Raw genomic sequence first — 13,497 nt, forward strand, 5'->3', positions numbered from 1 at the left:
CTCAGATGTCCAGTACCAAGCGCCCGCCGTCGGCACGAGATACGCATAGGAGCATCTGGCCGTCGGCGCGCTGTGATTCGGTCAAGAGGGTGTCGCGGTGATCGGGGTTACCCGAGAGCACCGTGACTTTGCAGGTGCCACAGAAGCCCTGGCGGCACGAGTGCTGCGTACCAGGTCTGGCCGCGAGAACCGCGTCCAGCGCACTGTTCTCGGGCCCCACATCCAGCACCGGGCCGCCCGTGCCCAGCTGCACCTGGAAAGGCACCCCATTCTCGATCGGCGGTGCCGAGAACCGCTCGAAATGCAGCTCGATGCCAGGGTATTCGGCGACGGCGTCGCGAATCACCCTCAACATCGGCCCCGGTCCACAGCAGTACACCGCCAGATCAGGGTGCAACGACGGCAGTAGATCGGCCGACGTAGGCAACCCGTCCTCATCGTCGGTACGGATGGTGATCCGATCGCCATAGCGGGCCAGCTCATCGCGGAAGGGAATGGACTCCTTACTGCGCCCTGTGTACGTCATCGTCCATGGCAGCCCCAGGTCGGTAGCGACCGCCAGCATGGGCAGGATCGGCGTGATACCTATGCCCCCGGCTACGAAATGGAACTGGCGGGTGCCGGCGTTCAGATGTCCGGTGGTTGCCAGCGGGAAGGCGTTCCGCGGACCCTTGACCCCAAGCGTGTCACCGATACGCACGCCGTCGTGCAGTTCGATCGATCCCCCATTGCCACCGGGTATGCGTCGCACCGCGATCCGGTATCGATACCGGTCACGCGGGTCACCACACAGCGAGTACTGGCGCACCGCCCCCGAAGGCAATGTGACATCCAGATGTGCACCCGGCCGCCACCTCGGCAGCTCGCCTCCGCCCACCGCACCGAGTGTGAAGGCCACGACATCCTGGTCGGCAGCGACCACAGAACGCTCTCGCACAACCAGATTCAGCGACCGGTCCACCCATCTGGGTTGGCGGACCGGACCCAGCAGCGGGCTCAGTCGCAGCACGGCGGGCAATGTCCTGCCCAAGGCCGCGACGGCCGTCGGACCCACGACGTCAAGTACCTTCATGCCCCAGCCGAGAGGGTGGCGGCCCGTCGGGGCCGCCACCGGAACTGCCCGCGTCATGCCGCGGCCGCGGCTTTGGCGGCCGGAGACTTGGCCAGATAGGCAATCGCCTGCGCGGTGTCCCCGATGGATTCCGGACTGAATCCGGGCCGCAGGAAGCTCCTGAACCCCTCCCCCAGAACGCTCCATCTCAGGGTGGCGCCGCGCTTCATCGCCCTGTTGGTCTCGCGGAGCCATTGCGCCAGGCTCACCTTCGGCAGGTCCGGGTCGGCGCGTGCGAGCAGCCAGCTGAGGAAGACCAGACCCACAGGGATTGTCGCGCAGGAGCCGATGAAGTACGCCATCATGCGGGGGCGCCCGACCCCGAGGTGCCGAGCAAGATCCCAAGCGACGCTGCGGTGTTCGACTTCCTCCGCACCGTGCCAGCGGAACATGTCGGTGATCACGGGGTCAGCACCGTACTTCTCGAAGTCGTGGTTGAGCAGCCAGTCTCCCGCGGTGGCAGTCAGGTGCTCGATACCCGCGATGATGGCGATGCCTTCGACCATCACCCGATACCGCACCTTGGGCGGGAGCCGGTCCGTCTGCTGCTTGAAGGTCGCAAGCGCACGGTCGGTCAGGTCGTGCAGCGGCTGTGCATCGATGCCATGCTGGCCGAAGTACTCCAGCAGCGCTTTGTCATGTGTATCAGAATGCAACTGCTCCTGGCCGATAAAGCCGATGACCGCCTCGCGCAGCTTCTCATCCTTGATGTGCGGCAGCGCCCGGCCGAACACGTCGACGAAGAATAACTCGCCAGCGGGCAGCATGAAGTTCAGCGCCGATAGCGCGTGCGAGGCCACCGGCTCATCCGGTATCCATTGCAATGGCGAGTCCGAGAAGTCGAACGTGACGTTACGTGCATGCAGCGCTACGTCCCCGATGTCTGCCGTGTCATTCATCTGTCTACCTCCGTGCTGCCGTGGGCTTTCGAGCCGCCTCGACGCCGCCCTGGCGTGGAAGCAGATTCAGATCATCCAATTTGCCGAGGGCCCAGGCACCCCACCGCTCGGCCCGCTCGATCGAGAACGCCTGTGTGGTACGCCGGTTGATTCCCGGAGCGACTCGGCCCAATACATATCCAAGCCATGCCTCGGCGCGCACCGGCACCACCGCAAGGTCGTACTTCACCGCGCGCATCACAGCGCGCGCCACCAAGTCCGGGCTCATCGGGGAGAAGGGCAGACCGGCCGCGAGCTCCTGCATCCTGAGCATGATCTCCTTACCCCGATCGACCATGTCCTGATCCACGCCCACGGTTATTCCGTTAAGCCCAATGTTGGTGTTGATGAAGCCAGGGCAAATGGCACTGACTCCAACACCTTTCGGCCCCAACTCCAGCCGCAGACATTCGGTCAGCATCTTCACACCCGCCTTGGACACCGAGTAGGGCGCCATCACCGGAGTCGGTGTGAAGGCTGCGGCCGAGGCGATGTTGACGATATGCCCGCTGCCCCGTTCAACCATCTGCTCACCGAAGACCCGGCACCCATGCACCACCCCCATGAGGTTCACCGAGAGCAACTTGTCCCAGTCGGCCGGACTGAGCTTCAGAAACGCCCCGCCCAAGGCGATTCCCGCGTTGTTGACCAACACATCGGCCACGCCGTGATCGGCGAGCACGTCCCGCGCGAAGGTTTCCCACTGGTCCGGATCGGTGACATCCAGCTGCACCGCCGATGCCGTGTTGCCGTCGGCGCGGATCATTGCCGTCGTGGCCCGCGCGGAGTCAAGATCCATATCGGAAACGACCACGTGAGCACCGTGTTTGGCGAATCGAATGGCGGTGGCCCGGCCGATGCCGCTGCCGGCACCGGTCACCACCACCAGCTGGGGCTCGAGTTTGTTGAGTTTCATTGTGGTCTCCCTACCGCACGCTATCGACAAGAACCGGAGCCTGATGCTCGCTGCGTTTGGCCGCCGCCCGCTCGCCCAAACGCTCGAATTTGTCGACGCTGAACGGAGCCATGAGTCGCCTGTTCACGGCCGGAAATGCCCGCGACAGGACATAGCCCAGCCATGACTCGAGCTTCACCGGAACCACCACAAGATCCAGACGAACCGCGCGGGTGACTGCCCGTGCGACCAGATTGGGGCTCATCGGCGCCCAGGGCAGCTTCTCCGTGATCTCACGTACCCGCTGCATGCTCCGCCGGCTTGCATCGACGATTTCCTGGTCGATACCCACCATGGTGCCGTGGATACCGATGTTGGTATTGATGAATCCGGGGCATATCGCACTTACCCCAACGCCCTTGGGCCCCAATTCAAGCCGCAGACACTCGGTCAACATCTTCACACCGGCCTTGGATACCGAGTACGGCGCCATCACCGCGGTCGGCGTATACGCGGCTGCCGAGGCAATGTTGACGATATGCCCGCCGCCGCGTGCGACCATCTGTTCACCGAACACCCGGCACCCGTGCACCACACCCATCAGATTCACCGACAGCTGTTTGTCCCAGTCCGCGGCGCTCAGCTTGAAGAATGGACCGCTGACCACAATCCCGGCGTTGTTCACCAACACATCCGGAACTCCGTATTCGATGGACACGTAGCGGGCGACGTCTGCCCAATGGTCGGGATCGGTGACATCAAGCTGCACCGCCGACGCATTGCGCCCCTCCGCGTGGATTAGGTCCACCGTTTCATTGGCGGTGTCCAGATCCAGGTCGGTAACCACCACGTAGGCACCGCGTTTGGCGAATCGGATCGCGGTCGCCCGGCCAATGCCGCTGCCCGCACCGGTCACCACGACCAGTCGAGGCTCCAGCGCGTTGTTTCTCACGCACTCTCCCCGGAGATCGATGCCACGGTCTCGGGAACTACCGAACCCGTTGAGTAGCGGTATACATCAAGGTTGTAATGACGGTTTTGCCAATACATCTCGCCGTGTGTCGTCGGCCGGAACGGCGAGTCACCGTTCTGATCCAGGTAGTACGTGTTTGACCCGGCACACACATCGGTGAACAGGAAGTTCTTCTCCTGCCGCTTCAAGCACTTCTGGAAGTACTCATCGTGGACCTCCTGCCGTATTTCACAGACGGTGGCCCTACGACGTTTGGTCTCGGCGATGGCTCGCGCCAGGTGCGCCGATGTCGCCTCGATCATCCAGAGATAGGACCCCAGCACGAATCCGTACGGCCCGGTGATGGAGAACATGTTGGGATAACCGGGCACCGAAACCCCTTGGTAGGACTGGAAACGGTGCTTGTCCCAGAACTCGCCGAGGTCCTGCCCGCCGCGACCGAGTACAGGAAACGGTGGCACCGAACCCTTGTCCCACAGCTTGAATCCCGTCGCACAGATCAGCACATCAACCTCGTGCTCGACGCCGTCAACGGTGCGTACTCCGTGGGGTGTCACGCATTCGATCGATTCGGTGACCAGGCTGACGTCGTCCCGGTTGAACGTCTTGAGATACTCGTTCGACATCGATGGACGCTTGCAGCCCAATCCGTACTGGGGGATCAGCTTCTCCCGAATCACCGGATCATCGACCTGTTTACGCATCCACCGGCGCATCGGTGCCTCGCCGGCGCGGCGCGCCGCGTTGATCAGCCACGCCGGACCTGCCACCTGTCCGCTCATGGCAAGCTCGATCCCGACCGTCGCGACCGATCGGATGGCGGAGCGAATCTGCCTATTTCCCAGAATTACCCGGCCTAGTGGGCCGATTTCGAGGTCCAATTTCGGACCAACCCAGATGGGCGTGCGCTGGAACACCGTGAGATGGCGCGTGTCGTCGACGATGGCGGGAACCAGCTGCAGTGAAGTCGCCCCGGTTCCAATCACCGCGACGCGCCTACCCGCAAGCGCCACATCGTGATCCCACAGCGCGGTATGCAGAAGCGTCCCACCGAAATCGTCGACTCCCGGAATATCGGGCATCTTCGGACGTTCCAGGCCGCCGACCGCCATCACGCAGTATCTGGCGGTAATCTCCCTGCCTCCATCGGTGATTAACCGCCACAGACTGTTTCGTTCGTCGAATTCCGCACGAACAACGCTGGTCCCCAACCGCAGCTTCTCACGCAGCCCGTACTTGTCCACCATGAAATCGGCGTAATGCTGCAACTCATCGCCCGGTGCGAACAGACGCGACCAATCGCCGCGCTGCTCGTAGGAGAAGCTGTACACCACCGACGGGATGTCGACCGCCACCCCCGGGTAAGTATTCGCGTGCCAGGTGCCACCCACCTGGTCCCATTTGTCGATGATGATGAAATCGTGGATACCTTTGCGTTGCAAAGAAATACCTGTTCCGATTCCACCGAAGCCGGCCCCGATCACCGCCACCTCGTGGTCGGGTTGCTCCAGCTCAGCCGTCGTTGAATGCCATGCGGCAGTGCTCACGGTTCGCGTCTCCTTTGACGTGTCGCGGGCTATTTGAGGTGATCGACCAGAATTCCCTTGCTACCGAAAAGCTCTTGCTGCCAACGATCCAGCAGCCCCTCGGTATCGATGTCATCCGGGTGGAAGCCGGGCCGCAGGTACTTGCGGACATCACCCACGATCCCCTTGAACAACGGTCCGCCGAAGAGCCCCCGCGCTTCGCGCAGCAGCCGAAGTGGCTGGCGGCGCGCGACCGGGTCGGACAGCAGCGAGCCGGCGAGAACGCCGAGCGTCAGCGGAGGGACGATGGTCATCGCGACGAGCATCAGACCGATCCGCATGGTCTCGGTACCGCCGACGGCGCGATACACGTCGAATGCCACCGACTTGTGCTCGAGCTCCTCCAGGGCGTGCCAGTTGAGCAGATGCCACACTTCCGGATCACCCGGAATGGCCTGCACTTCCTCGCTACCCAGAGTCCGCTCGGCAAGGATCGCGGTCATGTGCTCGGCCATCGCCGTGAAGGCCAGGTGTGCACGGGCGGGGAGCATGTTCTCGAACCGGATCAACCGGTCGACCTGCTTCGGCGCATCCCACCACGCGATGGGGTAACCCAGATCGATCAGCTTCTCGTTGACCCGGCGATGCTCTTGTCCGTGCACCGACTCCTGCCCGATGAATCCTGCGACGCGTTTTTTGAGCACGGGATCGGTGATCTGGTCGGAGAACCTACGCACCGAACGGATGAACCCCTCTTCGCCGGGTGGGAAGCCGCCGGACAGTCCGGCGACGAAATGGCTGTAGACGATGTCGTTTTCCACGAAGTACTTGTGGGCGTTGCCGTCGTCGCCGAAACGGAATCGGATCCGCCGGGTCTTGGGGTACGCCGCAGCTGGACTTGCCATTTCACCACTCCCTTGTGACGCAAAGTTACTGGTACTTGCAGTACTACCTTCAGTACACCATAGGACGACGGCACCGCGGGGCGCAATACACCGCCGCGGGTGACATGGATTCAAGTGATTACGGGTCGCCGACGAGCGACCTAGGGCGACAACGACAGAAGGCGCCCCGCCGGGCAGGGCCAGAAGCTAGTCGACAGGCAGGACGATGGGGTCGTCCGGATGCAGCTCGACACCACGAGCCTTGGCAGACGCCGCCAGCCCGCCCCAGACATAGACCACCAGCTCATCGACGAGCGTTTCCTTGCTGATGACCGGCTCGTCGAACCAGCGCAGGACGGCGATACCAGTGGAGGCCAGCATCGCATCGATCACATACTCGATGTGATCGGCGTTACCACCGCGAGAACTGAATATCGAGCCCACCAGCTGGGCAATGGCGTCGGACAGCGGCCGCCCGCTCTCGATGAGCGACGTCGCGTTCGCGTACTGGACACTCAGCAGAAAGCGCACCAGGTTGGGCTGCTCATCGACCATGTCGACGTAACCGGCCATTCCCGAGCGGAAAAGCTCAAGCAGGCTCAGGGACAGGTCGATGTTCGACACCACCCGTTCGACAACCAGCTCCTGAACACGCATCGCCACCGCGGTAAAGAGAGCTTCCTTGTCGGCGAAGAAGCGGTACAGCTTGGGCCGGGAGATACCTGCGGACTTGAGGACATCGTCGATCGAGAGATCCGGACCGAGCTCGTCTATCGCATGCAGAGTGGCTTCGACCAGTTCCGCGCGCACTTTCGCACGATGCTCACGCCACCGGTCGACGCGCGCATCACCGGTCAGCTCAGGAAGGCCGCGATCGGGATACACCTGCGTTGACACGCCCACATCGTAGACCGACTACCTGGGCCTCCGGTGCGCATAGCTCGACGTAGAAGAACCGAGAATCAACCAGGGCACCCACGATGAGCACCCCCCACGAGACGTACAGCAAACAATGCCGTCACGCCGACGATATCGGCCACTCTAGAGACAGGTATCGACCACCACCGCCCCACCACGGCATATTTCTCCGGCCCGCAGTTCAGCTAATGAAATGGTTGTGACTGCGCCCGAATGATGCGACGGCAAGTTAGTGCATTTACCAACATATTTGCCAGGAGTGGTTACTGTGTTCGCGTGGCCAGCACCAACGGAGGCCGGCGAGGGCCGGGCCGCCCGCCGAATCCGACGCGCGCACGCGAGCGGCAGCGCACCCTGACCGAGGCGGCTGCCCTGGAATTCGCCGAGAAGGGCTACCACAAGGCGAGCATCACCGACATCACCCAGCGCGCGGGCGTGGGGCGAGGCACGTTCTATCTGTACTTTGACACCAAACGGGACGCACTGGACGCGGTGATCGACAGTTACTTCCAGAGAACGCTCGCGGCAGTGAACGACACCAGCGACCTGTTGGGCAATGAGGGTGACTTCGACCAACATCTGCGCACGGTATTCACCCGACTGTTCGACATGCTGGACAACAGTCCGGAGATCATGCAGGTCATTCTGCGTGAGGGCCTGCTCGACTCGGCAATGACCAAGCGGATGTTCGGCATCCTGAACCTCATCGAGTCCATCAACGTCACCATCATCGAGCAGGCCCGCGCCGACGGCGCCATCACCTCGGCCGTCGACACCGAATTCCTGGCACACGCCATCACCGGGTTGTCGATGGCCGCCACCCTGAAGGCCATCCGAGGCGAGCTCGCCGGCGATGCACGCGAGGCATACATCGGCGCATTCATCGAGCTGGTGCGGTCGGTGACGACCGCTCCTCCCACGCTCGCAAATTCTTGACAATTCCCGTCCCAAGATCGTGAACCTCCGCTAGCCTCTGCCCTAGCCAATAAACTGAACACTGAACCAGTGAATTGCTAGAAGGCCGGGTCGGGGGACCTCCGACAGCCTCGCCATGACAGCGTCCCGACCAGGACGCGTCACATATCTACCTGCGTAGGCACATGCTGCAACCTGATCAACGTGGTAACCCCGCGCTTGACAGGGACCATGACCTACACCACACTAAGCCACCAACTGTGATGTCGGGTACTAGATACCCACTGTTACACAGCTGTCCATTAGACGGTCTGTCCATCGAGGTCAGCTCTGAAATGCAAAGCCAAAGGAGCCGTTGTTGAACTCAGCCATGAGTCAAATAGCGGCCGAGGCGCACCCAGAGTCCGTCGCGGACGACTGGGGCCAATCCCCCGATATTGAATACGGCAGCAAATCCACTGTCGACAGCCCGGCCTCCTCGGGATCGGGCGGCGGCTTTCAGCTACTCGATCGGGCCCCTCGACTTATCCGGCGCCCCGTCGAATATGTGGTCTCCCAAACCGATTCGATGCTGAAAACGTTGGGCCGCTATGTCGATCTGGTGGCGCAGTCCTTTGCGTTTCTGGTGAGCGACATCGTCCGCCTACGGCACCCGTGGCAAGACACCGTCATTCAGTCCTGGTTCATCCTGACGGTCACGGTCGTTCCCGCGATCCTGGTGTCGATCCCCTTCGGTGTGATCGTCGCTGTGCAGGCGGGCAGCATCATCTCGCAGGTCGGAGCATCGTCCATCTCCGGTGCTGCCGGTGGTCTGGGCGTCATCCAGCAGGGCGCGCCCATTGTCGCGGCCCTACTCCTCGGCGGCGCGGCGGGTTCAGCGGTCGCCACCGACCTTGGCGCCCGCAGCATCCGCGAGGAAGTGGATGCCATGCGCGTGATGGGCGTCAATCCCATCCAGCGGCTGGTAACGCCCCGACTGGCAGCGATCCTGTTCGTCTCACCGCTGTTGTGCATCTTCATCATCTTCGTCGGAATCTTCGCCGGTTACCTGGTCAACGTCGGTTTTCAGGGCGGTACCCCCGGCAGCTACCTATCCTCGTTCGCCGCGTTCGCGAACGTCAATGACGTCACCGTCGCGGTTCTCAAGACCTGGCTGTTCGGCGTGGTGGTCATCCTCGTGGCCTGTCAGCGCGGCTTGGAGGCCAAGGGTGGCGCACGGGGAGTCGCCGATGCGGTGAACGCCACCGTAGTGATCGGTGTGGTCACGGTCATGGTGCTCAATACCGTGATCACCCAAATCGTCGCGATGTTCATGCCGTCGAAGGTGGGCTGACAGTGTCCACCTCCCGTCCATCCCGGTACTTCCCCGACGAACTGCCACCCGTCGCGCGCTCCATCTGGAACTTCACCAAGGGCGCGGGTGGCTCCGCCGAATATCTCGGCCACCAGATCACCTTCGTCGGCCTGGTGCTGGCCGCCATACCGCAGACCATCAAGCGTTACCGACGCCAAACCGGCATCTTGCTTGTCGACATGACCTGGGGCAACGGCTCGATCATCGTCGGCGGTGGGGTAATCGGCGTCCTGGTCTTCATGGGGATCGCGGTCGGCGCGTCGGTCGGCATCGTGGGCTTCTCGACCCTGGACATGGTGGGAATGGGGTCGCTCACCGGGTTCATCTCCGCCTATGTGAACACCCGGGAAATGGCCCCGATGATCGCCGCGATCGGGTTCGCCGCACAGGCAGGATGCCGCATGACGGCCGAGATCGGGGCCATGCGTATCTCCGAGGAGATCGACGCACTCGAGGCCCAGGGCATCCGATCCATCCCGTTCGTGGTCACCACCCGCGTGATCGCCGGAATCGTCATCATCGTTCCGCTGTACGTACTGACGCTGCTGCTGGCCTATGGTTCCTGCGCGTTCATGGTCTTCTTCGTCCACAACCAATCGCAGGGTGTCTACAAGCACTACTTCGACTCATTCGTGCACCCGATCGACGTGCTCTATTCGGTGATCAAGGCCGTGGTATTCGTCGTCATCATCATCGCGATCCAGTGCTATCAGGGCTACTACGCGGGCGGTGGCCCCGAGGGCGTGGGTATGGCCTCGGGCCGCGCCATCCGGGCCTCGCTGGTCGCGATCGTTCTCTTCGACATGCTTCTCACGTTGCTCTTCTGGGGCAACAATCCTGGAATTCAGATATCGGGGTAATGGGTGGCCATCTATAAAGATCCGAGCGGGCGGTCCGCAGGTCCCGTCGCTCTCAAGGTGCGCGGGCTGGCCCTGGCACTGGTGATCGCCGCCGGCGGCTATTCGCTCTACCAGTCCGGCATCGGCAGCTATGGCGAGCCCTTCGAACTCACCCTGGTCACCAACACCATTGGTGAGGGCATGGGCCCCGGTGGCGAGGTGAAATACCGCGGCTACAACATCGGCAAGGTCAAATCCCTGCAGACCACCGGGTACAACAAGCAGCGCATGACGGTGACCCTCGATGGCCGGCAAGCCAAGGCACTCGCGGCCGATACCACGGCGCGATTCACCTCGTCGAACATCTTCGGCACCGCCGCCGTTGAGCTCGTCAGTAACGGCGTCGGCGAACCGCTGAAACCCGGCGGGGTGCTGGAGATCAGCAGCGACGTCCAGGCCGCATCCATCACCGGATTCCTCCGAATGGGTCAGCGGCTGGGCTCGATCCTGGACAGCCGCGAATTCAACGCGATCATCGCAACGTTCGAGCGGCACGCCGACCTGACCGGCCCGGTCGTGAAATCCTTCTGGGACTTGTTCGCGATGATCGCCGATTCTCAGACAGTGCCCTTCTCAAAAACGCTCGGGGTCATGGCCTCATTGATCGAGGGCACCAACGAATTTGTCCCCGTCATCGGGTCCACCAACAAGCTGCTCGACAGCCTTACCTTCATGGTTGCTCCGAGTGACACCGAGCGTGCTACCGCCGCGATCGATTCGTTGACGACCCTACTCAAGGGAGTTGGCGACGGCCTTCACAACAACAACGATTGGATCGTTCCCCTGGTTCGGTCGCTCTTGGATCTGGCCATCCCATCCACCTACTTCCTGGGCAGCCTCGCCCCGGCGTACGACAGGCTCAATGGCCTGCTCGACCGAACAACCGCCGCATTCCCCGTCGACGACGGCAAGGTGCGCCTCAACGTCCAACTGATCATGGACACCGCGCCAGGGCTCGCCGCGGCATTGCCGACGGCGCCCGATGGCCGGGCCGCTTCCGCGGCTGCCGGACCCATGCCCGGACCAACCTCTGGAGGACCGCGATGAAGCGGATCGCACTTCTGATTGCCGGCCTCACCGCGACAGTCGCGGTGGCAGTAGTGCTGACCCTGATCATCGTGAACGCCCTGCGCACACCCGTCAACGGTCCGGTTCGACGCTTCGACGCGCTGTTCACCGATGCCTCGGGGCTGATCATCGGCAACGACGTACGCATCTCGGGAGTGCAGGTCGGCAAGGTCGAACGAATTCATCTGGACGGCAAGAACGCCCGGGTGACGTTCAATGTGCTGACGGATCATCCGCTGTACCAGAACACCACCGTCGCCATCCGGTATCAGTCGCTGGTCGGTCAGCGGTACGTCGAGATCGCCCAGGCACCAGCACCCAGTGCGCCCCTGGCGGCCGGCTCGACGATACCGCTCGGGCAGACCATCCCGTCATTCGATATCGCCAAGTTGTTCAACGGTTTCCGGCCCATATTCCAAACATTGGACCCCGCCCAGTTCAACAGGTTGACCGAGAACATTCTGCAGCTCATCCAGGGTGACGAGCGCGGAATAGGGCCGATCCTGCGCGATATCGACGCCGTCCTCAAACTCACGGTGGACCGCCAGGCTGCCCTCCAGGCCATCATCACCAATCTCGGTGATATCTCAAGGGATCTCGGTGGCACCTCCGACCAATTGTTCTATCTGGTCAACGATCTCAACGATGTACTGGCCCCGTTCGAGAAACAGGCCGATGAATTCAACCGGGCCGGCAAGGATGCACTGCCCATATTGCGCAGAGCCATCAGCATGCTGCGGTACATCGAGAACACCGTCGACGGCGCCCAACTGCCCCTGTATGACGTGGCGAGCCGCACCACCCCGGGGACGCCGACCATCATGGCGGGTCTGTCGTTGATCCCCGACCTGGTGCAGGGCATGCGCGACGCACTGATCGAGGAGAAGACGGCACCCCCCACCGCCTTCGAGTGCAAGAACGGTGTGGTGAAGATGCCCGGAATCGGCGAGGTGTCCTTCGCCAATCAGGATCTGGTGGTGTGTAAGTGAACGCCCTCACGCGAATCTTCGCGAGAAATAGTCCTATCCTCGACGAGCAGGCGGCCGCTAAACGCAATCGCCGCAACGGACTCATCGGAGTCCTTGTCATCGTCGCGATCCTGGCAGCCACCGGAGTGGCATTCGTCAATACGAGTGGTATGAAAACCTACGCGCTGCACCTTCGGGCCTCGGGTGGGCTGCGCGCCGGCGACGACGTCCGGATCGCCGGCATCTCGGTCGGCAAGGTGTCGAGCGTACGCATCGATAGATCGTTGGTAGAAGCCACCTTTACGGTGGATCAGTCGGTGCCGGTCGGATCCGATTCGCGGGTCGATATCCGGATGCTCACCCCGCTGGGTGGGCACTATGTGGCCCTCTACCCCGAAGGCTCGACCCCCCTGGGAAAGACCCCCATTCCGCCCGAGCGCACCAGCATCCCTTTCGAGATCAATGAGCTGTTCCAGAAGTTCACGCCCGTGGTCAAGAAGGTGGACGCCAAGGTCATCCACGACAGCCTGATGGAAGTTGCAAACGCCGTTGACAAGTATCCCAACGGTTTACGTGACTTCTTCAACTCGTCTCAATCGCTCATCAGCGCACTTGAGCCGACCACCGAGGACTTCCACGCCACCCTGAACTACGCGAACGAGTACCTCCGAGCCTTCAAGACGGGCAAGGAACAGCTCGCCAAGATCGTCACCATGATGTCCAAACTCGGCGCCAAATACAGCAGCAGCACGACCGATCTGATCGAGGTCTTCGTCCTGTTGCGTGAGCTCTTCCGGCTTGTCAACCGATTCACCACCGCGTACGCACGTGATTACGAGCCCATGCTCAATGGACTGGACGACATCGTCGACACCCTCACCAAATATCCCGAGAAGCTCGGTAAGGCCGCCGAACAGTGGGGCCAACTCGTCGGGGTTGTGCTGCCCATGCTCAGCGGCAACGGCATCACTGTCAACGAGAACGACCGGGTAATCCCCGGACAAGACGTCTGTCTACCCCACTTCTTCAGGTTCTGTTGAGGCCCTTG

13 protein-coding genes are annotated in these 13,497 nt (G+C 62.2%); 6 read left to right on the forward strand and 7 right to left on the reverse strand.

The window, feature by feature from the left end; all coding sequences use genetic code 11:
- Position 1: 1 nt before the first annotated feature.
- The 7 genes from DSM43276_RS19215 to DSM43276_RS19245 all read right to left on the reverse strand — a co-directional run bounded on the left by DSM43276_RS19215 (position 2) and on the right by DSM43276_RS19245 (position 7,230).
- Positions 2–1,072 (reverse strand): PDR/VanB family oxidoreductase, encoded by a 1,071-nt coding sequence (locus DSM43276_RS19215; RefSeq protein ID WP_078327921.1) that lies wholly within the window; start codon positions 1,070–1,072, stop codon positions 2–4.
- Positions 1,073–1,125: 53 nt separating this feature from the next.
- The gene (locus DSM43276_RS19220; protein ID WP_078327922.1) at positions 1,126–2,010 is read right to left on the reverse strand and encodes a metal-dependent hydrolase; all 885 of its coding nucleotides are present in this window, start codon (positions 2,008–2,010) and stop codon (positions 1,126–1,128) included.
- A 4-nt stretch (positions 2,011–2,014) separates the two neighbouring features.
- Complete coding sequence (locus DSM43276_RS19225) at positions 2,015–2,965, reverse strand: SDR family NAD(P)-dependent oxidoreductase (protein WP_078327923.1); 951 nt, start codon at positions 2,963–2,965, stop codon at positions 2,015–2,017.
- 10 nt (positions 2,966–2,975) lie between these two features.
- Positions 2,976–3,896, reverse strand: coding sequence for an SDR family NAD(P)-dependent oxidoreductase (locus DSM43276_RS19230; protein ID WP_078327924.1), 921 nt, complete (start codon positions 3,894–3,896; stop codon positions 2,976–2,978).
- A complete protein-coding gene (locus DSM43276_RS19235) occupies positions 3,893–5,464 on the reverse strand; it encodes a flavin-containing monooxygenase (RefSeq protein WP_078327925.1) in 1,572 nt (523 codons plus the stop codon). The genes DSM43276_RS19230 and DSM43276_RS19235 overlap by 4 nt, the downstream gene beginning before the upstream one ends.
- Before the next feature lie 29 nt (positions 5,465–5,493).
- Positions 5,494–6,348 (reverse strand): metal-dependent hydrolase, encoded by an 855-nt coding sequence (locus DSM43276_RS19240; RefSeq protein WP_078327926.1) that lies wholly within the window; start codon positions 6,346–6,348, stop codon positions 5,494–5,496.
- A gap of 186 nt (positions 6,349–6,534) precedes the next feature.
- Complete coding sequence (locus DSM43276_RS19245; protein ID WP_078327927.1) at positions 6,535–7,230, reverse strand: TetR/AcrR family transcriptional regulator; 696 nt, start codon at positions 7,228–7,230, stop codon at positions 6,535–6,537.
- Between the two features lie 291 nt (positions 7,231–7,521).
- Between DSM43276_RS19245 and DSM43276_RS19250 the strand changes: the two genes are divergently transcribed.
- The 6 genes from DSM43276_RS19250 to DSM43276_RS19275 all read left to right on the forward strand — a co-directional run bounded on the left by DSM43276_RS19250 (position 7,522) and on the right by DSM43276_RS19275 (position 13,489).
- Entirely contained in the window at positions 7,522–8,181 is a 660-nt protein-coding gene (locus DSM43276_RS19250; RefSeq protein ID WP_078327928.1) for a TetR/AcrR family transcriptional regulator, read from the forward strand.
- Between the two features lie 349 nt (positions 8,182–8,530).
- Positions 8,531–9,493 carry an MlaE family ABC transporter permease gene (locus DSM43276_RS19255; protein ID WP_078327929.1) on the forward strand — a complete coding sequence of 321 codons (963 nt, stop codon included), beginning with the start codon at positions 8,531–8,533 and terminating at the stop codon, positions 9,491–9,493.
- Between the two features lie 2 nt (positions 9,494–9,495).
- Complete coding sequence (locus DSM43276_RS19260; RefSeq protein WP_078327930.1) at positions 9,496–10,374, forward strand: ABC transporter permease; 879 nt, start codon at positions 9,496–9,498, stop codon at positions 10,372–10,374.
- A 3-nt stretch (positions 10,375–10,377) separates the two neighbouring features.
- Positions 10,378–11,460 carry an MlaD family protein gene (locus DSM43276_RS19265; protein WP_078327931.1) on the forward strand — a complete coding sequence of 361 codons (1,083 nt, stop codon included), beginning with the start codon at positions 10,378–10,380 and terminating at the stop codon, positions 11,458–11,460.
- Entirely contained in the window at positions 11,457–12,470 is a 1,014-nt protein-coding gene (locus DSM43276_RS19270; protein ID WP_078327932.1) for an MlaD family protein, read from the forward strand. The genes DSM43276_RS19265 and DSM43276_RS19270 overlap by 4 nt, the downstream gene beginning before the upstream one ends.
- 14 nt (positions 12,471–12,484) lie before the next feature.
- Positions 12,485–13,489 (forward strand): MlaD family protein, encoded by a 1,005-nt coding sequence (locus tag DSM43276_RS19275; RefSeq protein WP_078328027.1) that lies wholly within the window; start codon positions 12,485–12,487, stop codon positions 13,487–13,489.
- The last annotated feature ends 8 nt before the right edge of the window (positions 13,490–13,497 follow it).

The organism is Mycobacteroides salmoniphilum, assembly GCF_004924335.1.
Lineage (GTDB): Bacteria > Actinomycetota > Actinomycetes > Mycobacteriales > Mycobacteriaceae > Mycobacterium > Mycobacterium salmoniphilum.

What these genes read in the sequence shown, in the direction of transcription:
- DSM43276_RS19215 (WP_078327921.1), bottom strand. Translation starts at nt 1,072, where the DNA reads ATGAAGGTACTTGACGTCGTGGGTCCGACGGCCGTCGCGGCCTTGGGC.
- DSM43276_RS19220 (WP_078327922.1), bottom strand. Translation starts at nt 2,010, where the DNA reads ATGAATGACACGGCAGACATCGGGGACGTAGCGCTGCATGCACGTAAC.
- DSM43276_RS19225 (WP_078327923.1), bottom strand. Translation starts at nt 2,965, where the DNA reads ATGAAACTCAACAAACTCGAGCCCCAGCTGGTGGTGGTGACCGGTGCC.
- DSM43276_RS19255 (WP_078327929.1), top strand. Translation starts at nt 8,531, where the DNA reads ATGAGTCAAATAGCGGCCGAGGCGCACCCAGAGTCCGTCGCGGACGAC.
- DSM43276_RS19270 (WP_078327932.1), top strand. Translation starts at nt 11,457, where the DNA reads ATGAAGCGGATCGCACTTCTGATTGCCGGCCTCACCGCGACAGTCGCG.
- DSM43276_RS19240 (WP_078327926.1), bottom strand. Translation starts at nt 6,348, where the DNA reads ATGGCAAGTCCAGCTGCGGCGTACCCCAAGACCCGGCGGATCCGATTC.